The organism is Polaromonas sp. P1_E12 (assembly GCF_056405975.1).
Genome location: NZ_JBFUBB010000002.1, coordinates 695102 through 715595, shown reverse-complemented (window position 1 = coordinate 715595; position 20494 = coordinate 695102). Strand labels below are relative to the sequence as shown.

The following is a 20494-nucleotide window of genomic DNA, read 5'->3' as shown; positions in this document are numbered from 1 at the left end:
ACAGCGATAGAACTCTGTAACAACGAAACATAAATACCTTCCAGAGAAATCAGAAAATTGCGGGGCTAAGCGTTTCGGGCCGAAATTCCCCATTTGGCCAGCGCCGCATCGTCGGTGACGCGGGCATCCACCCAGCGGGCGCCTTCCGGCGTTTCTTCCTTCTTCCAGAACGGCGCCTGGGTTTTCAGGTAGTCCATCAGGAATTCGCAGGCCTTAAAGCTTTCGCCGCGATGGGCTGACACTACGGCCACCATCACCACCTGGTCCAGCGGCTGCAGCAGGCCCACGCGGTGCACCACGCGCGCGCCAAAGATGTCAAAGCGTGCCATCGCTTCGTCGATCATGGCTTCGATGGCTTTTTCGGTCATGCCGGGGTAGTGTTCGAGCTCCATGGAAAGTACTTCTCCCGCGCCGGCCGACGAACGCAGCGAAGGGCCGCCCCGAGCAAGTTCAGCCCCCTCGGGGGGCAGCGAGGACACGCCAGTGCCGAGCGTGGGGGCCATATTGCGGTCCCGAACCGTGCCGGTGAAGGTGCAGACGGCGCCGACGCGCTTGTCGTTTGCGCGCAGCGCGGCAACTTCATCGGCGAGGTTGAAGTCGTCGGTGGTGATGAGGACGCGGGGGGGAGACTGGGCCATAGTGGCAATTTTGCCACTGGGCCAACCAGGCCGGTGCATATTCAACGCCGAAACAGTGCCACAGCCCGGCCCCTCAAGTAATATGGCTGCATGACTGGCCACATTCACCTTCTTGCCAACCGGACGCACGACAGCGCCCGCGGCTTTGAGGCGTGCGCCAGCAAATCGAAAAAACCGTTGCTCATTTGACCGGGGCTGCGGTTCCGTCGTCGAATGAGCGATGGAGCCGCCGGTTACTTTTTCAGAGTCTTTTGCGGACACCTTCTCTTGTTCTGATGACGGCCTTTTTAGCCGGTCAGTTTTTTGGGATGTGTATTCATGCAAACAGTGCTCAATGCCGAGCAGGCAAATCAAGCCACTCAGGCAACTCACGATTTCTCGGGACTCTGGATCCCGCTCGTTACCCCGTTTGACCAGGACAAGGTCGACTACGGTGCCTTGAAGCGCCTGGTAGCGCACTACCAGGCCAGCGGCATCGCCGGGCTGGTGGTATGCGGCTCTACGGGTGAAGCTGCCGCGCTCAGCGATGAAGAGCAACTAGAGGTGCTGCAAACCGTGATGGCCGAAGCCCCCGACCTGCCTGTGATCATGGGCTTGTCGGGCTATCACCTGGGCAAAACAGTGGCGCGCGTTCGTGCTTTGAGCCCACTGAACCTCGCGGGCATCTTGCTGCCGGCGCCCAGCTATATCCGGCCCTCGCAGGCGGGCCTGGTCGAGTGGTTTACCACCCTGGCCGATGCCAGCGCGGTGCCGGTGGTGCTTTACGACATCCCCTACCGCACGGGCAGCCAGATGGCGCTTGAGACCATCCGGGCGCTGGCGGCGCACCCGCGCATACAGGCCGTCAAGGATTGCGGGGGTGACCCGGCAAAAACGCGGGCACTGATCGCCGATGGGCAATTGCAGGTGTTGGCCGGTGAGGATGCGAACATCTTCGCGACTGTGGCAGCAGGCGGCCGGGGCGCTATCGCGGCAGCGGCGCATTTGCATACGTCGCGATTTGCGGAAATTGTTCAGTGCCTTCGAGCGGGTGACGTAGCTGGGGCCGAGGCTTTGTGGAGACCGCTGCCGCCGCTGATTGAAGCCCTGTTTGCAGAACCCAATCCGGGCCCGCTCAAGGCATTGCTGGCGCGACAGAGTTTGCTGAGTGACGAGTTGCGCAGCCCGATGACGCGCGCGTCTGCGGCGCTGGTGGAGCGGCTTGTGAAGCTGGATGCGCTGGTGGTTTGAGCCGCCGAGAGTGAGTGAATCAACCGCCGGTGACGGGGGGAAAGAAGGCGACTTCGCAGCCCTCGCTGAGTACAGCCGACTCATCGCTCATGACCTGGTTGAGCGCCATGCGCACCGATTTGCCGCGCGCAAGCGCTGCAGCGTGCGCGGGCGTGGCCGCCAGCAACTCATCGCGCAGCGCGGCCAGCGTAGCGGCGGAGGTGTCGCGCAACTCGCTGCCCTGCCCTATGGCTTCGCGGATCGAGGCAAAGTATTTGACGGTGATTTTCATAGGGGTCTTACCGGGAATGCCCTCACGACATCAAGGCTGAAAACGGAAGGAACTGCACCACGTCCCCGTGCGCGATGGTCTGGCCTGCCGGGTTGTCGATCACGCCGTCGCCCCAGACCGCCGAGGTCAGCACGCCGGAACTCTGGTTGGTGAACAGTTCCAGCCCGCCGGACGCGTTGCGCTTGACGCGCAGGAATTCACGGCGCTTGTCGGCTTTGGGCCAGTCAAAATGCGCAGTCGCAGCCATGGGACGAACAGCAGGTTCGACAGAGCCTTGCAACTTGAGCAGGAAGGGCCGCACCAGGACCAGGAAAGTCACAAAACTGGACACCGGGTTGCCAGGCAGGCCGATGAAGTGGGAGCCTGCAATCTTGCCGTAGGCGAAGGGCTTGCCCGGCTTCATGGCGATCTGCCAGAGCGCCAGTTCGCCCAGCGCCTGCACGGCGGGCTTGATATGGTCTTCTTCGCCCACCGACACGCCACCGCTGGTGAGGATCAGGTCGTGCTGCTCGCTGGCGCCCTTGAGCGCGGCGATGGTGGCGTCCAGGCGGTCGGGCACGATGCCCAGGTCAGTGACCGTACAGCCCAGGCGCAGCAACAGCGCACGCAAAAAGAAGCGGTTGGAGTTGTAGATGGCGCCGGGCTTCATGTCGGCGGGTGCAACCTCGCCAGGCATGACAAGTTCGTCGCCCGTGGAAAACAGGGCGACGCGCACCCGGGGCGCCACCTGCAATCTGTCGAAGCCGATGCTGGCGGCAAGACCAAGCGAGGCCGGCGTCAGGCGCTCGCCACGGTGCAGCACCACGGCGCCGGCAGCGACGTCTTCGCCCCGACGGCGAATCCACTGGCCCGCTCTGGGCGCTGTCTGAATGCGCACGCCGGCCTGGCTTTCGCTGCCGGCGTTGACCGTCTCGCAGTCTTCCTGCATGACCACCGCGTCGGCGCCCGGCGGAATGGGGGCGCCGGTGAAAATGCGCGCCGCAGAGGCTGGCGCGAGCATGTGGCCGCTGCTACCGGCCGGAATGCGCTGGTTGACCTGCAGCACCGCATCGGCCGACCAGTCGGCAACACGCACCGCATAGCCGTCCATGGAACTGTTGTCGTGTGCCGGCACATCGAGGCTGGACACCAGGTCCTGGGCCAGCACCCGGCCGTCGGCATCGAAGGTGGAAACCGTCTCGGCACCGGGCAGCAATGCCGCGTGGCCCAGCAACTCGGCCAGCGCCTGGTCCAGCGGCTTCAAGGGGGCCCGGCCGGGCTGCGGCGCAAGCGCCGGGCCGGCGGGCGCGGAGGAAACAGAACTCATGGTCGGGGTGTCCGGAACAAAAACATGAACGGAACGAAAAAAGCCTGCTTTGGCGAACGTTTAACCGAAACGGTCTTCAAACGAATAGGCGAAGCGTTCCTGATTGTTGACCAGGTACTCCGCCACGGCGTCGGCGTCGTCCAAATCCAGCACCGGGCGCAAGGTTGCTTGGGGCAGCTTGCCGGGTGCATCCGTGGCAACGGCGACGATGAAGTCGTCGTCCGGGTAGAGCGGGGGCTTGCCGGCATAGTCGGCCGAAGGCGCACGCCAGACTTCGATCTTGAGCAGGTCGCTGCTCTTGAAGCCCTCTACCAGCACCCAGTCCACGCCGCCATACAGCTCGGCGATCAGCTGGTGAACGGTGAGCTCGGACGGCTTTTCAAATTCACGCATCAGCGCAAGCCGGTTTGGCGAGGCCACGACCACTTCAAAGGCACCGGCCTGGCGATGCCGGAAAGTGTCTTTGCCGGGATGGTCAATGTCGAACTTGTGGTGCGCATGCTTGACCACCGACACGCGCAGGCCTCTGGCCTTCAGTGCCGGGATCAGCTTTTCGACCAATGTCGTCTTGCCCGAACCGGAATACCCGGCAAATCCGACCACGTTCATGATGTCGCTCTCACAGAAAGAAAGGCCGGAAGACGCCCAGGCCGCTATTAAAAATATAGCTGCTTGCGCAAGTCAGATATGGGCTACAGCCCGATTTAATGCACATTGTCGGCAATGTAGCGTTTGATCACAGCTGCATCGGCCGGCAGCACCTTGACGCGTTTCGGCAAGGCCTCAATGCCTTCGAACTTCGCCGGCCGCGTGGGCAATTGGCCCAGGGCTTCTTCAATGGTCGCCGCGAACTTGATGGGAAGCGCAGTCTCCAGCACGATCATGGGCACACTGGGTTGCAACTGCTCGCGCGCCACCTTCACGCCGTCGGCGGTGTGGGTGTCGATCATGGTGCCAAAGCGCTTGTAGGTGTCGCGGATGGTGGCCAGCCGGTCGGCATGGGTGCTCTTGCCGCTCACAAAACCGTAGCGCTGCGCGGCCGACTTGAAGGCTGCCTCCGCGCTCAGGTCAAAGTAGCCCTGGCTGCCCAGCTGGTCATGGAAAAGCGCCTTCGTCTTGCCGCCGTCACGGCCCAGCAGGTCAAACACAAAGCGCTCGAAGTTCGAGGCCTTGGAAATGTCCATGGAAGGGCTGGAAGTTTCGTGTGTGTCGGCACTGCTGCGCACGCGGTACACGCCAGTGCGGAAGAACTCGTCGAGCACATCGTTTTCGTTGGTGGCCACCACCAGCTTGGCGATGGGCAGGCCCATCATGCGGGCGACGTGGCCGGCGCAGACATTGCCGAAGTTGCCGGAGGGGACCGTGAAGTTGACCTTCTCGGTGTTGTTGCTCGTGGCCTGGAAATAGCCTGCAAAGTAGTAGACCACCTGAGCCATCAGCCTCGCCCAGTTGATGGAGTTGACCGTGCCGATCTTGTACTGGCGCTTGAAGGCCAGGTCGTTGGACACGGCCTTGACGATGTCCTGGCAGTCGTCAAACACACCGTCGACGGCGATGTTGTGGATGTTCTCGTCCTGCAGGCTGAACATCTGCGCCTGCTGGAAGGGGCTCATGCGGCCGTTGGGCGAAGTCATGAAGACGCGCACGCCCTTTTTGCCGCGCATGGCGTATTCGGCCGCGCTGCCGGTGTCGCCGCTGGTGGCGCCCAGGATGTTGAGCTCTTCACCGCGGCGTGCCAGTTCGTATTCGAACAGGTTGCCCAGCAGCTGCATGGCCATGTCCTTGAAGGCCAACGTGGGGCCGTTGGAGAGGGCTTCGAGGTAAAGGCCGTCTTCAAGCTTTTTCAGCGGGACGATGGCTTTTGTGCCGAACACCTCTTCGGTGTAGGTCTTGTTGCAGATAGCCTTGAGGTCGACGGCGGGAATGTCGTCGACGTAGAGCGAAAGAACCTCGAACGCCAGTTCAGCGTAAGGCAGGCCACGCCACTTCTGCAGCGTGGCAGCATCCACCTGCGGATATTGCTCGGGCAAGTAGAGGCCACCGTCGGGCGCCAGGCCTTCGAGCAGGATTTCACAAAAACGCTTGCGTTCGGCGTGGCCGCGGGTGGAGATGTACAGCATCAGGCCAGCTCCTCCTTGCGGATGCGCGTGATGGGCGCCAGCACCGTAGGCAGCGCCTGCATTTGCGCCAGGGCTTCGTTCATCTTCGCTTCCACGCACTCATGCGTGAGGATGATGAGGTCGGTGTGCGTGGAACCCACGCCGCCCACTTCATCGGCTTCGCGCTGCAGCACGGCGTCAATGCTGATGCCCGTGCCGGCCAGGATGCCGGTGACCTTGGCCAGTACACCGGCCTGGTCTGCGACTTTGAGGCGCAGGTAGTAGCTGGTGACGACTTCGGACATGAGCACCACAGGCAGGTCGCTCATCGCATCGGGCTGGAAGGCCAGGTGCGGCACGCGGTGCTCGGGATCTGCGGTGTGCAGACGGGCGATGTCCACAAGGTCGGCGATCACGGCGCTGGCGGTGGGCTCGCTGCCCGCGCCCTTGCCGTAGTACAACGTGGTGCCGACGGCGTCGCCCTGCACCACCACGGCGTTCATCGCGCCTTCAACATTGGCGATCAGGCGCTTGGCCGGCACCAGGCTCGGGTGCACACGCAGCTCGATGCCATTGGCGGCGCGCTTGGTGATGCCCAGCAGCTTGATGCGGTAACCGAGTTGTTCGGCATAGCGAATGTCTTGTGCGGCCAGGCCAGTGATGCCTTCGACGTAAGCCTTGTCGAACTGCACCGGGATGCCGAAGGCGATCGCCGACATCAGCGTGACCTTGTGGCCGGCGTCCACGCCTTCGATGTCGAAGGTGGGGTCGGCTTCGGCGTAACCCAGGCGCTGTGCTTCTTTCAGCACGACGTCGAAGTCCAGGCCCTTGTCGCGCATCTCGGACAGGATGAAGTTGGTGGTGCCGTTGATGATGCCGGCGATCCACTGGATGCTGTTGGCGGTGAGGCCTTCGCGTAAGGCCTTGATGATGGGGATGCCGCCGGCCACGGCCGCTTCAAACGCGACCATCACGCCCTTGCGGTGAGCCGCTGCAAAAATCTCGGTGCCGTGCACAGCCAGCAGCGCCTTGTTGGCGGTGACCACGTGCTTGCCGGCTTCGATGGCTTCAAGCACCAGTTGTTTGGCGATGCCATAGCCGCCTATCAGTTCGATCACGATGTCGACGTCAGGGCTGGCCACGACCTTGCGGGCGTCGTCCACGACCTGCACACCGGGGCCGACTGCGGCCTTCGCGCGCGCCACGTCGAGGTCGGCCACCATGGTGATCTCAATGCCGCGGCCGGCGCGGCGGCGGATTTCTTCCTGGTTGCGCTGTAGTACGTTGTAGGTGCCGCTACCCACGGTGCCAATGCCCAGAAGGCCTACCCGGATCGGGCTCAAATTCGTCGGTTTCATAGTCGCTGAGGTCTTGCTTTACGTTGATTTGGAGTCCTGCCCTCAAAAGAGCGAGGAAGAGGAATGGGGCCGAATGCAGGGTCAAGTTCGGTTGTTGCGGTAGTTCTCGAGGAACTTCGCAATGCGGCCAATGGCTTCGCGCAGGTCTTCCTCATGCGGCAGGAAGACGATGCGAAAGTGGTCCGGCTCGGGCCAGTTAAATCCCGTGCCCTGTACCAGCATGACCTTGGTCTCCTTGAGGAGCTCCAGGAAAAACTGGCGATCGTCCTTGATTGGGTAGACCTTGGGATCGAGACGGGGAAACATGTAGAGCGCAGCGCTGGGCTTGACGCAGCTCACGCCCGGAATGGCGGTGATCAGCTCATAGGCCAGGTCGCGCTGGCGGCGCAAGCGCCCGCCTTCGCAGGTCAGGTCGTTGATGCTCTGGTAGCCGCCCAGCGCAGTCTGGATGGCCCACTGGCCGGGCACGTTGGAGCACAGTTTCATGTTGGCCAGCATGTTCAGGCCTTCGATGTAGTCCTGCGCCTGCTTCTTGGGGCCGGACACCACCATCCAGCCGGCGCGGTAGCCACATGAGCGGTAGCTCTTGGAAAGCGAATTGAAGGTCACCGTGAGCACGTCAGTCGACAGGCTGGCGATGGCCGTGTGCTTCACACCGTCGTACAGCACCTTGTCATAAACCTCGTCCGCGAGAATGACCAGACCGTGCTCGCGTGCGATGTCGATGATGCCTTTGAGCAGTTCGTCGGAGTACAGCGCGCCCGTCGGGTTGTTGGGGTTGATGACCGCAATGGCTTTGGTTTTGGGTGTGATCCTGGCGCGGATATCATCCAGATTGGGCATCCAGCCATTGCTTTCATCACACCGGTAATGCACCGGCGTGCCGCCCGAGAGGCTGGTGGAAGCCGTCCACAGCGGGTAGTCTGGCGCCGGCAGCAGCAGCTCGTCGCCGTCGTCGAGCAATGCGTTGGTGGCCATCGAGATCAGTTCGCTCGCGCCGTTACCGAGGTAAATGTCGTCCAGCGTCACGCCCTTGATGCCCTGCTTCTGGGTTTCGTGCATCACGGCCTTGCGCGCCGCGAAAATGCCCTTGCTGTCCGAATAACCGGCCGAGGCAGGCAGGTTGCGGATCATGTCCTGCTGGACTTCTTCGGGCGCATCAAAACCAAACACCGCCAGATTGCCAATATTGAGCTTGATGAGCTTTTGGCCTTCTTCTTCCATCTGCTTGGCGGCATCCATGATCGGACCGCGGATGTCATAAAGGACATTGGCCAGCTTGGCAGATTTGGTGATCGGTTTCATGCGGTTTTATCGGTATGTGGGCAAGGCCTCGGGGCCCACCATGCTGGCAACGGGGAAGAAGCGTCAGCACTGCGGCGGGAAATTCGGGCGGAATCTATAATTTGACCACATAAAAGAGGGTTTTCGCCTCTAAAACCCGTCAAACCGCCCCGTGCATCGGCGCCCTCCGCACCATCGAAACGCCCAAATAATCCCGTATGAAACTTCAGCCAGACCGTCTCGATGTTCAGTCCATCCTTGGCTACGGTCCAGGCTGGGTCGGCCTGGGAAGCAATGGTGTCGCGGAGAAAATCGAACACAGCATCGTGATTGGCTCAAGGGGCGAGAAGTTTGACTGGAACTGCACGCGTTTTGAGCAACTCACGGCAGAGCATTTCACCCTGCTTTCCGCGACGCAGCCTGAACTCGTGATTTTTGGCAGCGGCTCCCGGTTGCGCTTTCCGCCTCCGGCCTTCCTGCGCACGCTGATGGAGCGCCGCATCGGCATTGAGACCATGGACACATTGGCGGCATGCCGCACCTACAACATCCTCGCGGGAGAAGGCCGGCAGGTAATTGCTGCCCTGCTGATTGAAACAGAAGGAACAGAAGGCTGAAATGCCCTCTCTTTCAGGGTAAAATCTAGGGTTGCACTTGGCACCACATCCAGGACTCACGTCCCGGGCCGGTTGCCAAAAGGCGCGGCTAATTACAACTACTTTCGTCAGGGTCTACTCAGTATGGCAGTCGTCGTCAATAAACCACTCCCCGAATTTGAAGCGATCGCCACAAGCGGCATCAAGGTTTCCAACACATCCCACCTCGGCAAAGTCGTTGTGCTGTACTTCTATCCCAAGGACAACACACCGGGTTGCACCACGGAAGCCATGCAGTTCCGTGATCGCTACAAGGACTTCGTCAAGGCCGGCGCAACCGTGTTCGGCGTGTCCCGCGACAATATGAAGTCCCACGACGAGTTCAAGTCCAAGCTTGAACTCCCGTTCGAACTGATTGCGGACACCGAAGAAAAAATGTGCCACATGTTCGGTGTGGTCAAAAACAAGATCATGTACGGCAAGAAGGTCAAGGGCATCGAGCGCAGCACCTTCCTGGTGGGCGCCGACGGTCAGCTGAAAGAAGAGTGGCGCGGCCTGAAGGTGCCCGGCCACGTGGACGACGTGCTCAAGGCCGTCAAGGCGCTCAAAAAGGCTGCCTGAAACAGCCCTGACGCCAGTTAGCAACAAAGAATTGCAAAGGATTGCCCTGTCACGCGAGTTGTGCATAATGAACTCATGCTGTTGACCTTCGCAACTGCGCCAAAAGAACAAGCCGCCCTGGTTTCAAGGCGGCTTTTTCGCTTCTGGAACCCTTCTTTTTTAGAGAGTTTTAAGCACTATGCCCCTGCCCCCCGCCCCGACCAAACGTGCCGCCCTGCTCTCCCCCGACGCGCTTGACGCGCCCGCCCGCTCGCCCTCCAAAGCACGCAAGACGGAAAGTGCCGAATCCGCCCAGAAACCCCCGGTGATGGACCTGTTTGACAGCCGCGCAGCAGGGGATGGCAGCCAGCATCCGTCAGCGTTTCAAGGAAAAGAGCCTGCCAACCCTTCAAGGACGAGCGCAAGCAGCTATAAAAAAGAGAGCATTCCACTGCCGCAGCCGGCTGCCAAGCCCAAAAAGGCCAAGCGCACCGGCCCCACCAAATTGTTCGTGCTCGACACCAATGTGTTGATGCACGACCCAATGTGCCTGTTCCGGTTTGAGGAGCACGACATCTTCCTGCCCATGATCGTGCTTGAAGAGCTCGACGGCCACAAAAAGGGCATGACCGAGGTGGCGCGCAACGCCCGCCAGACCAGCCGGACGCTGGACGCGCTGGCAGGCACCCAGGGCGCTGACATTGCCAAAGGCCTGAAACTGGACACCACCGGCCACCCTGAAGCTGGTGGCTGCCTGTTTTTCCAGACCAAACCGCTGGATTACACCCTGCCCATGAGCCTGCCGCAGGGCAAGGCCGACAACCAGATCCTGGGCGTGGTCGAGGCCTTGCGCAAGGAATACGCGCCGCGCGAGGTGGTTCTGGTGTCCAAGGACATCAACATGCGCGTCAAGGCCCGCGCCCTGGGCCTGGCCACAGACGACTACCAGAACGACAAAACCCTGGAAGATGGCGACCTGCTGTATTCGGGCTCGCTGGCCCTGCCGGCTGACTTCTGGACGCGCCAGAGCAAAACCGTCGAAAGCTGGCAGCAAGGCAGCCACACCTTCTACCGCATCACGGGCCCCATCGTGGGTAGCCTGCTGATCAATCAGTTTGTTTTTTTTGAAGCCCCCGGCGAACCCCCGCTGTATGCCCGCGTGACGGAAATTCGGGCCAAAACCGCCGTTCTGAAGACCCTGAAGGACTACAACCACCTCAAAAACGCCGTCTGGGGCGTCACCACGCGCAACCGCGAGCAAAATTTCGCGATGAACCTGCTGATGGACCCCGAAGTGGACTTCGTCACGCTAGCCGGCACGGCAGGCACTGGCAAGACGCTGATGGCACTGGCCAGCGGCCTCACGCAGGTGCTGGATGACCGTCGCTACACCGAGATCATCATGACGCGCGCCACGGTGAGCGTTGGCGAAGACATCGGTTTCCTGCCGGGTACCGAAGAGGAAAAAATGGGCCCCTGGATGGGCGCACTGGACGACAACCTGGAAGTATTGGGCAAGACCGACAGCGGCTCGGGCGAATGGGGCCGCGCCGCCACCAACGAACTGATCCGCTCGCGCATCAAGGTGAAAAGCATGAATTTCATGCGCGGCCGTACCTTCCTGAACAAGTACGTCATCATCGACGAAGCGCAAAACCTGACGCCCAAACAGATGAAAACGCTGATCACGCGGGCCGGTCCCGGAACCAAGATCATCTGCATGGGCAACCTGGCGCAGATTGACACACCGTACCTGACTGAAGGCTCATCGGGCATGACTTTTGCCGTCGACCGCTTCAAGGGCTGGCCGCACGGCGGACACATCACGCTGGCGCGTGGCGAACGTTCGCGGCTGGCTGATTTCGCGAGCGAAGTGCTCTAAGCACGACGGCAAAAAAGCGGCGCTTATTGGCGCCTATCGGTGTTTACGGCGCCGAAATGAAAAAAGGCCAAGTCGCAAGACTTGGCCTTTTTTGTTCTTCAAATTCTGGTGGGCGGTGCAAGTTTCGAACTTGCGACCCCTGCAGTGTGAATGCAGTGCTCTACCCCTGAGCTAACCGCCCTATTGGTCAGCCTAAGATTATATGCTGTTTCGATGGCTTTATTGTTTACGCCGCCAAAACACGCCAAACCGTTTTACCCTTGCTGGCCTTGTCAATATCCACCAGCAGCTTTTCATGGTCGGCGATCTCCTGGTCGTTGGCTGCGAGCAGCGGCAGGTCAAAGGCGCTGAGATCCATCTGGGGCACGTCACTATCGCCTTCCCGGGCGCTGTCCCCAACGTCCATCACCAGCGCATTCTGGCCACGGGTCAGATTGATGTAGACATCGGCCAGCAGTTCAGCGTCCAGCAAGGCGCCGTGCAAGGTCCGGCCCGAATTGTCGACTTCCAGCCGGTCGCACAAGGCGTCCAGCGAGTTGCGTTTGCCCGGGAACAGCTCCTTGGCCATCATCAGGCTGTCGGTGACCTTGGCCACGCAATGCTTGATGGGCGGCTTGCCGATGAGTTCGAGTTCCTTGTTGAGGAAGCTCACGTCAAAAGGCGCGTTGTGGATGATGATCTCGGCGTCCTGCAGGTACTCCAGCAGTTCATTGGCCACGGCCGAGAACTTGGGTTTGTCTTTCAGGAACTCGTTGCTGATGCCGTGAACCTTGAGCGCGTCCTCGTGGCTGTCGCGTTCGGGGTTCAGGTAGAAGTGGCGGTTGTTGCCGGTGAGCTTGCGGGCTACCAGTTCGACGCAACCGATTTCGATGATGCGGTCGCCGTTTTCAGCGGAAAGACCGGTGGTTTCGGTGTCAAGAACGATTTGGCGCATGGCTGGATTATCGCTGTGCTGGGTCAGTGGATGTTTTTCCGCCGGGCCGCCCCTAGGAAAAATGCGCCCCCTCGGGGGGCAGCGCAGCACACGCAGTGGCAAGCGTGGGGGCTAATGATTTTCCTTTGCGTGATTGATGGAGTATTTGGGTATCTCCACCGTCACATCCGACTGGGCCAGGAAGGCCTGGCAACTCAGCCGTGAATTGGGTTCCAGGCCCCAGGCGCGGTCCAGCAGGTCTTCTTCGCTCTCGTCGAGCTCATTCAGCGAATTGAAACCTTCGCGCACAATGATGTGGCAGGTTGTGCAGGCGCAGCTGAGGTCGCAGGCGTGCTCGATGTTGATCTTGTTGTCGAGCAGGGCTTCGCAAATCGAGGTGCCGGCCGGCGCACTGATTTCAGCGCCCTGTGGGCAGTATTCGGGATGAGGCAGTATTTTGATGATGGGCATGGTTGTCAGTCGGTTCAGACCGCCTCGATGTTTTTACCGGCGAGGGCTTGCTTGATGCCCCGGTTCATGCGCTGGGCGGCAAAGCCTTCGGTGCCTTTGGCCAGCGCCTGGGTGGCCGCTTCGATTGCGGCCGCATCACCGTGGGCACGCGTGTCGGCGAGGCCGACGATCAGGCTGTCGATCTGCGCCCGTTCATTGGGACTCAGCAGGTCGGCATCCGCTGCCAGGGCGCTTTGTGTGGCCAGAATCATGCGGTCGGCATCGACCTGGGCTTCGGCCAGGGCACGGGCCTGCATGTCTTGCTGCGCGGTTGAAAAGCTGTCTTGCAGCATGCGCGCAATATCGTCGTCCGACAGGCCGTAGGAAGGCTTCACGTCGATGCGTGCCTCAACGCCGCTGACCTGTTCTTTCGCATTCACACTGAGCAGCCCGTCGGCATCGACGGTAAACGTCACGCGGATGCGGGCAGCGCCCGCCACCATGGGCGGAATGCCGCGCAGCTCGAAGCGGGCCAGGCTGCGGCAGTCGGCCACCAGGTCGCGTTCGCCCTGCACCACATGCAGCGCCAGGGCGGTCTGGCCGTCCTGGTAGGTGGTGAAGTCCTGTGCCATGGCCGTGGGGATGGTCTGGTTGCGCGGCACGATGCGCTCGACCAGCCCGCCCATGGTCTCGATGCCCAGCGACAGCGGGATCACGTCGAGCAGCAACAGGTCTGCGCCCATGTTGTTACCGGCCAGTTGGTTGGCTGAAATGGCCGCGCCCAGCGCTACCACTTCATCGGGGTTGAGGTTGACCAGCGGCTCGCGCCCGAAGAAGCTGGCAACCGCCTTGCGCACCTGCGGCATGCGGGTGGAACCCCCAACCAGCACCGCGCCCTGGATGTCTTCTTTGGCCAGTTTGGCATCGCGCAACGCCTTGCGGACGGCCGCCAGCGTGCGCTGTGTCAGGTGGGCGGTAGCAGTTTCAAAATCTTCCGCTTTCATTTCGAAATTGACGAGGGCTTTAGCCAGTTGCACCGAAAAAGGCACGGGGTCCGCAGACGACAACGCCTCCTTGCAGTTCCGGGCGGTACGCTGCAAGGCCGCCTTATCGGACGGCGTGAGCGTGTCCGCCGCAAGCCCGGCCTTGGCCAGCACCCAGTCGACAAGCGCACGGTCGTAGTCATCACCGCCCAATGCGGAATCGCCACCGGTCGCCACGACTTCGAAGACACCTTGCGTGAGGCGCAGGATGGAAATGTCAAAGGTGCCGCCACCCAGGTCATAGACGGCGTAGACGCCTTCGCTGCTGTTGTCCAATCCATACGCAATCGCGGCGGCCGTGGGCTCATTGAGGAGGCGCAACACGTTCAAGCCGGCCAGTTGCGCCGCATCTTTGGTTGCCTGGCGCTGGGCGTCGTCAAAGTAGGCCGGCACCGTGATTACGGCGCCATAAATATCGTCATTAAAAGTGTCTTCGGCGCGGTAACGCAACGTGGCCAGAATCTCCGCGCTGATCTCGACCGGGCTTTTCTCGCCGGCGACAGTCTGCAGCGTGACCATGCCCGGCTTGTCGTTCAACTCGTATGGCAACTGAGCGCGGCTGCCGATGTCGTCAATGCCGCGGCCCATCAGACGCTTGACAGAAGAAATGGTGTTGCGCGGATCTTCCACCTGCGCGGCCAGGGCTTCATAGCCGATCTGGCGCTTGTCGTCCTCAAGGTAGCGCACCACGCTGGGCAGCAGCACCCGCCCCTGCTCGTCGGGCAGGCATTCGGATACGCCACTGCGCACGCTGGCGACCAGCGAATGTGTGGTCCCCAGGTCAATCCCCACCGCGATGCGTCGCTGGTGCGGGTCGGGCGTCTGGCCGGGTTCGGAAATTTGCAGGAGTGCCATGCGCGGTTGTCGTACTTTTTCTGTAATGCCTTGGAACCTGTTCAATGTCTTTTTGGAGATCGCATTGGAGTGCAATCGGGATGAGTGGATACCTCGGATGCGCCGCATGGGCTGATGCCCATGCAAGCGGCCGGGGTGTCCAATCGCCCGATTTCACTCCAACCCTTCGGGCAAGTGCCTTGTCGGGCGGTCTGCGGCGTTGCGGCGCTTGCCAATAGCCCAGCTATTGGCGGTGCACCGCGCCTTGCATCCCATCCCGAAAAGGTACTTGTGCGACTCCAAAAAGACATTGAACAGGTTCCTATTGTCCCAGCTGGTCGATGCGTGCATCAACCTCACTGGCAAAGCGCTCAATAAACATAAGGCTTCTGACCTGCTGGGCTGCGGCAGGAAAGTCCTTGTCCACGTCCAGCAGTTGCTCTATCTTTGATAGCTGCTTGCGCGCGTCAACTGTGGCTTGGGAGGCTATTTCTTCAAAATCTTCAGTTGTTTCGGCATCGTCGAGCGCTTCGCGCCACTGCATCTGCTGCATCAGGAAGTCGTGCGGCATCGTGGTATTGTTTTCGGCGTTAATGGGCGCACCGTTCAGCTCACACAAATAGCTCGCCCGCTTGAGCGGGTCTTTCAGCCGCTGGTAGGCCTCGTTGATGCGCACCGACCACTGCATGGCCACACGCTGGGCGGCCGTACCCTTAGCCGCGAATTTGTCAGGATGCGCTTCGCGCTGCAAATCCTTCCAGCGCGCGTCAAGCGCCGCGCGATCCTGCGCGAAGCGCTGGGGAACACCGAAAAGCTCGAAGTCGTTGGATTGGAGATTCATGCCGAGAAAAAGCCGCCAGCACAATCAGTGGAGGCGGCTTTGATAAGGGTGCAGCACGCGTTCGACCGCTCGCCCGTCAAACCCGGAAGCTTTCGCCACAGCCGCAACGGTCACGTTCGTTGGGGTTGATGAACTTGAAGCCTTCGTTCAGGCCTTCGCGCACAAAGTCGAGCTTGGTGCCATCGATGTAAGCCATGCTTTTAGGGTCGACCAGCACCTTGACGCCGTTGTCTTCAAACACGACATCTTCCGGTGCGATCTCGTCGGCGTACTCCAGCTTGTAAGCCAGGCCGGAGCAGCCGGTGGTCTTCACGCCAAGGCGAACGCCCACACCCTTGCCGCGTTTGGTCATGTAGCGGGTCACGTGGCGGGCGGCGGCATCAGTCAGGGTAACGGACATTTAAATCACTCGAAGGAAACAGGTGACGGGCAATGCGATTGATCAGTGCGTGTGCTTTTGCTTGTAATCGTTCACGGCGGCCTTGATGGCGTCTTCCGCCAGGATGGAGCAGTGAATCTTCACAGGCGGCAGGGCCAGCTCTTCAGCAATCGCGCTGTTCTTGATGCTTGCCGCTTCGTCCAGCGTCTTGCCCTTGACCCACTCGGTCACCAGCGAGCTTGACGCAATCGCGGAGCCGCAGCCGTAGGTCTTGAAACGTGCATCTTCAATCACGCCCGTCACCGGGTTGACCTTGATCTGCAGCTTCATCACGTCGCCGCAAGCAGGCGCGCCGACCATGCCGGTGCCTACCGTTTCGTCGCCCTTTTCAAAGGAGCCGACGTTGCGGGGGTTTTCATAGTGGTCTACCACTTTTTCGCTGTATGCCATTTTGTTTACCTCTTTAAGCTGTCTTGAATTGCGGGCTCGCCTTAATGGGCGGCCCACTGGATGGTGGATAAATCAACACCATCCTTGAACATCTCCCACAGGGGGGAGAGTTCGCGCAGTTTGGCCACGTTTTCCTTGATGGTGGCGACCGCGTAGTCGATTTCTTCCTCGGTGCTCCAGCGGCCAATCGTCATGCGAAGGCTGCTGTGCGCCAGTTCGTCGCTGCGGCCCAGGGCGCGCAGCACATAGCTGGGCTCCAGGCTGGCCGATGTGCAAGCCGAGCCGCTGGACACGGCCAGACCCTTGATGCCCATGATCAGCGATTCGCCTTCGACGAAGTTGAAGCTCATGTTCAGGTTGTGCGGCACGCGCTTGTCGGCGTGGCCATTGAGGAACACTTCTTCCACGTCCTTGAGCCCGTTGAGCATGCGCTCATGCAAGGCAAGGATGCGCTTGTTCTCTTCGTGCATCTCGGCCTTGGCAATGCGGTAGGCCTCGCCCATGCCGACGCACTGGTGCGTGGGCAAAGTACCCGAACGCATGCCGCGCTCATGGCCACCGCCGTGCATTTGCGCTTCCAGGCGTACACGCGGTTTGCGGCGCACGTACAGGGCACCAATGCCCTTGGGGCCATAGGTCTTGTGCGAGGTCAGGCTCATCAGGTCGACCGGCAAGGTGGCAAGATCGATGTCAACACGGCCGGTTGCCTGCGCGGCATCCACGTGGAAGATGATGCCTTTTTCACGGCACAGGGCGCCAATGGCCGGGATGTCCTGGATCACGCCGATTTCGTTGTTGACGAACATGACGCTGACCAGAATCGTGTCGGGGCGGATAGCGGCCTTGAGCGCCTCCAGGTCGAGCAGGCCGTCGGCTTGCACGTCCATGTAGGTCACTTCAAAACCCTGGCGTTCCAGTTCGCGGCAGGTGTCCAGCACAGCCTTGTGCTCGGTCTTGACCGTGATGATGTGCTTGCCCTTGGTCTTGTAGAAATGAGCCGCACCCTTCAGGGCCAAATTGTTGGACTCGGTCGCGCCGCTGGTCCAGACGATCTCGCGCGGATCGGCGCCAATCAGGTCGGCAATTTGTTCGCGTGCCTTCTCGACAGCGGCTTCCGCTTCCCAGCCCCAGGCGTGGCTGCGGGACGCGGGGTTGCCGAAGTGCTCGCGCAACCAGGGAATCATGGCGTCCACCACCCGCGGATCGCAGGGGTTCGTGGCACTGTAGTCCATGTAGATGGGAAAGTGTGGGGTGTCCATGTGGCTAGCTCTTTAAATTCACAGGCTGGCTGGCAGCGCGATCAATGAAGTCAATGCAGTCGGTTCACAAAAGGATGGTGCCGGGCAGACGCCCGGCATCGCTCCATCAGGATTTGGAAAATGCATTGCCCAGTGCGAAGACCGAGTTCGGTGCATTCACGCGGATCGGCTTGACAACCGGCGCTGTGAAAATGGCTTTTTTCACCTGCGGGGTATTCTCGATCACCACGCCCTTGGCGAGCTGGTCTTCCACCAGTTTTTGCAGGGTCACGGAGTCCAGGAACTCCACCATGCGGCTGTTCAGTGAAGCCCACAGCTCGTGCGTCATGCAGCGGCCGCCTTCGCCCAGGCAGTTTTCCTTACCGCCACACTGGGTGGCGTCGATCGGCTCGTCCACCGACACGATGATGTCAGCCACGGTGATCTCGGAAGCCTTGCGGCCCAGCGTATAACCGCCGCCGGGACCACGGGTGGATTCCACCAGTTCGTGACGGCGCAGTTTGCCGAACAGCTGTTCGAGGTAGGACAGGGAAATCTGCTGGCGCTGGCTGATGGCGGCCAACGTGACCGGGCCGTTGTTCTGACGCAATCCCAAATCAATCATCGCGGTGACCGCAAAGCGGCCTTTGGTCGTGAGGCGCATAACAAGCTCCTTTAAATGGCTTGACTGTCGTTTTCACCCTGAAAGCTTGTGACTTACAGGGAACTCTTCCTCCAGCCGCCCAGGTCAGTCAACCGGTATCGCGGGGGCTTTTTTGTTGTTCTGATATTGTTCTTGACTGTTTTCGTCAAGTATAACACGAGCAGGGTTTTTCCCGCTGAGGGTGCTCAAAACATGAGGGCTAACCCGTAGCTCGACTCACTTTATGCACCATATCCGTGCACAAAGTGAGTGGTCGGGTCGATCGGCCTAGGCGCGGGTTTGGCCTGCGGCGCTTAGCGGTACGACATTATCGGTGCCAGGCGCGCCAAAAGCCTGCTCCTTGAGGATGTGCAACTGGTCCCGTACCCGCGCGGCTTTTTCGAACTCGAGATTCTTGGCGTGTTCGATCATCTGCTTTTCCAGCCGCTTGATCTCGCGGGCGATGTCCTTCTCGCTCATGTCTTCCACCAATGCCTTCTGCATCTCGATCTTTTCGGCTTCCTTGCCGGATTTCTCGCTGTAGACACCATCGATCAGGTCCCTGATGCGTTTGACCACGCTGCGCGGCGTGATGCCGTGCTCCAGGTTGAAGGCAATCTGCTTGTTACGCCGGCGTTCGGTTTCATCCATGGCTTTTTTCATGGAGTCGGTGATGCGGTCTGCATACAAAATCGCACGGCCGTTCAGGTTTCGGGCCGCGCGGCCAATCGTCTGGATCAGGCTGCGCTCGGCGCGCAAAAAGCCTTCCTTGTCGGCGTCCAGAATGGCCACCAGCGACACCTCCGGGATATCGAGCCCCTCACGCAGCAGGTTGATACCCACCAACACGTCAAACGCGCCCAGCCGCAGGTCACGCAGGATTTCTACCCGCTCGACCGTGTCCACATCGCTGTGCAGGTAGCGCACCTTCACACCGTTGTCGCTCAGATAATCCGTCAGCTGTTCGGCCATGCGTTTGGTCAGCGTGGTGATCAGCACCCGTTCATTCTTCTCGACCCGGATGCGGATTTCCTGCAGCACGTCGTCGACCTGATGGGTAGCCGGCCTCACTTCCACCTGCGGATCCACCAGCCCGGTGGGCCTGACCACCTGCTCCACCACCTTGCCTGCGTGCTCTTTCTCATAATTCGCTGGCGTGGCCGAGACAAAAACGGCCTGCCGCATCTTGGCTTCAAACTCCTCGAACTTGAGCGGCCGGTTGTCCAGCGCGCTCGGCAGGCGAAAACCGTATTCCACCAACGTGGTTTTGCGTGCGCGGTCGCCGTTGTACATGGCGTTGAGCTGACCGATCATGACGTGGCTCTCGTCGAGAAACATCACGGCATCCTTGGGCAGGTAATCGCACAGCGTCGAAGGGGGTGATCCCGCCGGCGAACCGCTCAGGTGGCGGGTGTAGTTCTCAATGCCCTTGCAGTGGCCGATTTCACTGAGCATCTCCAGGTCGAACCGGGTGCGCTGCTCGATGCGCTGGGCTTCCACCAGTTTGCCGTCGGCGACGAACTGGGCCACCCGCTCGGACAGCTCCAGCTTGATGGTCTCCACCGCCGTCATGACCTTGTCGCGCGGCGTGACGTAGTGGCTCTTGGGGTAGACCACAAAGCGCGGGATTTTCTGGCGTATGCGGCCTGTCAGTGGGTCAAACAACTGCAGCGACTCGATCTCGTCGTCGAACAGCTCGATGCGTATGGCCAGCTCGGAATGCTCGGCCGGGAAAATGTCGATCACGTCCCCGCGCACCCGGAACGTGCCGCGCGCGAAGTCCTGCTCGTTGCGCGTGTACTGCATGCGGATCAGCCTGGCGATCACGTCGCGCTGGCCCATCTTGTCGCCGATGCGCGCAATGAACCGCATCTGTGTGTAATCCTCAGGCGCACCTATGCCGTAAATAGCGCTGACCGTACCGACGATGATGGTGTCGCGCCGCTCCAGCACGCTCTTGGTGGCCGACAGGCGCATCTGCTCGATGTGCTCGTTGATGGCCGAGTCTTTCTCGATGAAAAGATCGCGCTGCGGCACATAGGCTTCAGGCTGGTAGTAGTCGTAGTAACTGACGAAATACTCGACCGCGTTTTTTGGGAAGAACTCGCGGAACTCACTGTAAAGCTGCGCGGCCAGCGTCTTGTTGGGCGCAAACACGATGGCCGGCCGGCCCAGGCGGGCAATCACATTGGCCATGGTGAAGGTCTTGCCGGAGCCGGTCACGCCCAGCAGGGTCTGGAACACCTCGCCGTCGTTGATCCCTTCGACCAGCTGGTCAATCGCCGTCGGCTGGTCGCCTGCAGGCGGGTAAGGCTGGAACAGCTCGAACGGCGAATCCGGGAAACGGACGAACTGGCCCACAGCGGGGTCGGTGTTGACTGAATCAGTTATGACTTCCATAGCTTCTGGCATAAAACCTCGATCAGGCCCCGTTAAAAT

The 20494-nt window shown here is 60.7% G+C and carries 20 protein-coding genes and 1 tRNA gene; 4 read left to right on the top strand and 17 right to left on the bottom strand.

Annotated elements, in window-relative coordinates; genetic code table 11:
* Window positions 1–65: 65 nt before the first annotated feature.
* Window positions 66–638, bottom strand: coding sequence for a molybdenum cofactor biosynthesis protein MoaE (locus AC1D13_RS09180; protein WP_457280431.1), 573 nt, complete (start codon window positions 636–638; stop codon window positions 66–68).
* Between the two features lie 318 nt (window positions 639–956).
* On the opposite strand from AC1D13_RS09180, the gene dapA reads away from it, so the two are divergent.
* Window positions 957–1868 (top strand): 4-hydroxy-tetrahydrodipicolinate synthase, encoded by a 912-nt coding sequence (dapA, locus tag AC1D13_RS09175; RefSeq protein WP_457280430.1) that lies wholly within the window; start codon window positions 957–959, stop codon window positions 1866–1868.
* A 19-nt stretch (window positions 1869–1887) separates the two neighbouring features.
* On the opposite strand, the gene moaD is transcribed toward dapA, so the two are convergent.
* From moaD to AC1D13_RS09145, 6 genes are all read right to left on the bottom strand, one after another.
* Window positions 1888–2139, bottom strand: a complete 252-nt coding sequence (gene moaD, locus AC1D13_RS09170; RefSeq protein WP_457280429.1) for a molybdopterin converting factor subunit 1 — start codon at window positions 2137–2139, stop codon at window positions 1888–1890.
* Between the two features lie 22 nt (window positions 2140–2161).
* Complete coding sequence (locus AC1D13_RS09165; RefSeq protein WP_477689386.1) at window positions 2162–3445, bottom strand: molybdopterin molybdotransferase MoeA; 1284 nt, start codon at window positions 3443–3445, stop codon at window positions 2162–2164.
* 60 nt (window positions 3446–3505) lie between these two features.
* Entirely contained in the window at window positions 3506–4054 is a 549-nt protein-coding gene (mobB, locus tag AC1D13_RS09160) for a molybdopterin-guanine dinucleotide biosynthesis protein B (protein WP_457280427.1), read from the bottom strand.
* A gap of 95 nt (window positions 4055–4149) precedes the next feature.
* A complete protein-coding gene (gene thrC / locus AC1D13_RS09155; protein WP_457280426.1) occupies window positions 4150–5565 on the bottom strand; it encodes a threonine synthase in 1416 nt (471 codons plus the stop codon).
* Window positions 5565–6887 (bottom strand): homoserine dehydrogenase, encoded by a 1323-nt coding sequence (locus AC1D13_RS09150; RefSeq protein ID WP_457280973.1) that lies wholly within the window; start codon window positions 6885–6887, stop codon window positions 5565–5567. The genes thrC and AC1D13_RS09150 overlap by 1 nt, the downstream gene beginning before the upstream one ends.
* 96 nt (window positions 6888–6983) lie before the next feature.
* Window positions 6984–8207 (bottom strand): pyridoxal phosphate-dependent aminotransferase, encoded by a 1224-nt coding sequence (locus AC1D13_RS09145; protein ID WP_477665776.1) that lies wholly within the window; start codon window positions 8205–8207, stop codon window positions 6984–6986.
* Between the two features lie 197 nt (window positions 8208–8404).
* Here AC1D13_RS09145 and AC1D13_RS09140 point away from each other — a divergent pair, with 197 nt between their 5' ends.
* From AC1D13_RS09140 to AC1D13_RS09130, 3 genes are all read left to right on the top strand, one after another.
* On the top strand, window positions 8405–8803 hold the full coding sequence (locus tag AC1D13_RS09140; RefSeq protein ID WP_457280424.1) for an Mth938-like domain-containing protein: 399 nt from the start codon (window positions 8405–8407) through the stop codon (window positions 8801–8803).
* Window positions 8804–8926: 123 nt separating this feature from the next.
* Window positions 8927–9403, top strand: a complete 477-nt coding sequence (locus AC1D13_RS09135) for a peroxiredoxin (protein WP_457280423.1) — start codon at window positions 8927–8929, stop codon at window positions 9401–9403.
* Window positions 9404–9581: 178 nt separating this feature from the next.
* Window positions 9582–11264 carry a PhoH family protein gene (locus AC1D13_RS09130; RefSeq protein WP_457280422.1) on the top strand — a complete coding sequence of 561 codons (1683 nt, stop codon included), beginning with the start codon at window positions 9582–9584 and terminating at the stop codon, window positions 11262–11264.
* 106 nt (window positions 11265–11370) lie between these two features.
* Here AC1D13_RS09130 and AC1D13_RS09125 read toward each other — a convergent pair.
* From AC1D13_RS09125 to uvrB, 10 genes are all read right to left on the bottom strand, one after another.
* Window positions 11371–11445 (bottom strand) — tRNA-Val (locus AC1D13_RS09125).
* A gap of 45 nt (window positions 11446–11490) precedes the next feature.
* The gene (gene dnaQ, locus AC1D13_RS09120; RefSeq protein ID WP_457280421.1) at window positions 11491–12198 is read right to left on the bottom strand and encodes a DNA polymerase III subunit epsilon; all 708 of its coding nucleotides are present in this window, start codon (window positions 12196–12198) and stop codon (window positions 11491–11493) included.
* A gap of 111 nt (window positions 12199–12309) precedes the next feature.
* On the bottom strand, window positions 12310–12648 hold the full coding sequence (fdx, locus tag AC1D13_RS09115; protein ID WP_477689385.1) for an ISC system 2Fe-2S type ferredoxin: 339 nt from the start codon (window positions 12646–12648) through the stop codon (window positions 12310–12312).
* A gap of 14 nt (window positions 12649–12662) precedes the next feature.
* Window positions 12663–14525, bottom strand: a complete 1863-nt coding sequence (gene hscA / locus AC1D13_RS09110) for a Fe-S protein assembly chaperone HscA (protein ID WP_477689384.1) — start codon at window positions 14523–14525, stop codon at window positions 12663–12665.
* Between the two features lie 301 nt (window positions 14526–14826).
* Entirely contained in the window at window positions 14827–15345 is a 519-nt protein-coding gene (gene hscB, locus AC1D13_RS09105; RefSeq protein WP_477689383.1) for a Fe-S protein assembly co-chaperone HscB, read from the bottom strand.
* Between the two features lie 76 nt (window positions 15346–15421).
* Entirely contained in the window at window positions 15422–15745 is a 324-nt protein-coding gene (gene iscA, locus AC1D13_RS09100) for an iron-sulfur cluster assembly protein IscA (RefSeq protein ID WP_074575253.1), read from the bottom strand.
* A gap of 42 nt (window positions 15746–15787) precedes the next feature.
* A complete protein-coding gene (gene iscU, locus AC1D13_RS09095; protein ID WP_092128183.1) occupies window positions 15788–16174 on the bottom strand; it encodes a Fe-S cluster assembly scaffold IscU in 387 nt (128 codons plus the stop codon).
* A gap of 41 nt (window positions 16175–16215) precedes the next feature.
* The gene (locus AC1D13_RS09090; RefSeq protein WP_457280417.1) at window positions 16216–17433 is read right to left on the bottom strand and encodes an IscS subfamily cysteine desulfurase; all 1218 of its coding nucleotides are present in this window, start codon (window positions 17431–17433) and stop codon (window positions 16216–16218) included.
* Window positions 17434–17539: 106 nt separating this feature from the next.
* Entirely contained in the window at window positions 17540–18076 is a 537-nt protein-coding gene (gene iscR, locus AC1D13_RS09085; RefSeq protein ID WP_457280416.1) for a Fe-S cluster assembly transcriptional regulator IscR, read from the bottom strand.
* Window positions 18077–18343: 267 nt separating this feature from the next.
* On the bottom strand, window positions 18344–20467 hold the full coding sequence (gene uvrB / locus AC1D13_RS09080) for an excinuclease ABC subunit UvrB (RefSeq protein WP_477689382.1): 2124 nt from the start codon (window positions 20465–20467) through the stop codon (window positions 18344–18346).
* Between the last annotated feature and the right edge of the window lie 27 nt (window positions 20468–20494).

Coding starts and splice junctions, on each gene's coding strand:
- AC1D13_RS09130 (WP_457280422.1), top strand. CDS start 9,582: ATGCCCCTGCCCCCCGCCCCGACCAAACGTGCCGCCCTGCTCTCCCCC.
- AC1D13_RS09145 (WP_477665776.1), bottom strand. CDS start 8,207: ATGAAACCGATCACCAAATCTGCCAAGCTGGCCAATGTCCTTTATGAC.
- iscR (WP_457280416.1), bottom strand. CDS start 18,076: ATGCGCCTCACGACCAAAGGCCGCTTTGCGGTCACCGCGATGATTGAT.
- AC1D13_RS09090 (WP_457280417.1), bottom strand. CDS start 17,433: ATGGACACCCCACACTTTCCCATCTACATGGACTACAGTGCCACGAAC.
- hscA (WP_477689384.1), bottom strand. CDS start 14,525: ATGGCACTCCTGCAAATTTCCGAACCCGGCCAGACGCCCGACCCGCAC.
- AC1D13_RS09165 (WP_477689386.1), bottom strand. CDS start 3,445: ATGAGTTCTGTTTCCTCCGCGCCCGCCGGCCCGGCGCTTGCGCCGCAG.
- AC1D13_RS09140 (WP_457280424.1), top strand. CDS start 8,405: ATGAAACTTCAGCCAGACCGTCTCGATGTTCAGTCCATCCTTGGCTAC.
- moaD (WP_457280429.1), bottom strand. CDS start 2,139: ATGAAAATCACCGTCAAATACTTTGCCTCGATCCGCGAAGCCATAGGG.
- dapA (WP_457280430.1), top strand. CDS start 957: ATGCAAACAGTGCTCAATGCCGAGCAGGCAAATCAAGCCACTCAGGCA.
- mobB (WP_457280427.1), bottom strand. CDS start 4,054: ATGAACGTGGTCGGATTTGCCGGGTATTCCGGTTCGGGCAAGACGACA.
- uvrB (WP_477689382.1), bottom strand. CDS start 20,467: ATGCCAGAAGCTATGGAAGTCATAACTGATTCAGTCAACACCGACCCC.
- iscA (WP_074575253.1), bottom strand. CDS start 15,745: ATGTCCGTTACCCTGACTGATGCCGCCGCCCGCCACGTGACCCGCTAC.
- dnaQ (WP_457280421.1), bottom strand. CDS start 12,198: ATGCGCCAAATCGTTCTTGACACCGAAACCACCGGTCTTTCCGCTGAA.
- hscB (WP_477689383.1), bottom strand. CDS start 15,345: ATGAATCTCCAATCCAACGACTTCGAGCTTTTCGGTGTTCCCCAGCGC.
- AC1D13_RS09180 (WP_457280431.1), bottom strand. CDS start 638: ATGGCCCAGTCTCCCCCCCGCGTCCTCATCACCACCGACGACTTCAAC.
- AC1D13_RS09135 (WP_457280423.1), top strand. CDS start 8,927: ATGGCAGTCGTCGTCAATAAACCACTCCCCGAATTTGAAGCGATCGCC.
- iscU (WP_092128183.1), bottom strand. CDS start 16,174: ATGGCATACAGCGAAAAAGTGGTAGACCACTATGAAAACCCCCGCAAC.
- fdx (WP_477689385.1), bottom strand. CDS start 12,648: ATGCCCATCATCAAAATACTGCCTCATCCCGAATACTGCCCACAGGGC.
- thrC (WP_457280426.1), bottom strand. CDS start 5,565: ATGCTGTACATCTCCACCCGCGGCCACGCCGAACGCAAGCGTTTTTGT.